Source organism: Burkholderia sp. BCC1644, from assembly GCF_902833225.1.
Taxonomy (GTDB): Bacteria; Pseudomonadota; Gammaproteobacteria; order Burkholderiales; family Burkholderiaceae; genus Burkholderia.
This window is the reverse complement of the sequence record NZ_CADFEI010000064.1, coordinates 1-557: the sequence shown is the minus strand read 5'-3', so window position 1 is coordinate 557 and position 557 is coordinate 1. Positions and strand designations below refer to the sequence as shown.

Sequence of the window (557 nt, the reverse complement as noted above, 5' to 3'; positions counted from 1 at the left end):
CTCGCGCTGGTGCGCTCGCGCGCCGAGCCGCAGGGCGACGGCACGTACAAGGTGTTCGGCACGAAGATCTTCATCACGTGGGGCGAGCACGACATGGCGGACAACATCGTCCACCTGGTGCTGGCGCGCACGCCGAACGCGCCGGAAGGCGTGAAGGGCATCTCGCTGTTCATCGTGCCGAAGTTCATGGTCAACGAAGACGGTTCGCCGGGCGCGCGCAACGACGTGCACTGCGTGTCGATCGAGCACAAGCTCGGGATCAAGGCGAGCCCGACGGCCGTGCTGCAGTATGGCGACCACGGTGGCGCGATCGGCTACCTGATCGGCGAGGAGAACCGCGGCCTCGAATACATGTTCATCATGATGAACGCGGCACGCTTCGGCGTCGGGATGCAGGGGATCGGCGTGGCCGACCGTGCGTACCAGAAGGCCGCGGAATTCGCGAAGGAACGCGTGCAGAGCCGCCCGGTGGACGGGTCGGCGAAGCAGTCGGTGACGATCATCCATCACCCGGACGTGCGCCGGATGCTCGGCACGATGCGCGCGCTGACCGAAGG

Annotated in this window: 1 protein-coding gene; it reads left to right on the top strand. The window is 66.6% G+C overall.

Annotated features, from left to right (window positions below):
• The coding region (locus tag HWX87_RS37705; protein ID WP_279612997.1) for an acyl-CoA dehydrogenase family protein at positions 1-557 on the top strand (557 nt) is incomplete at both ends.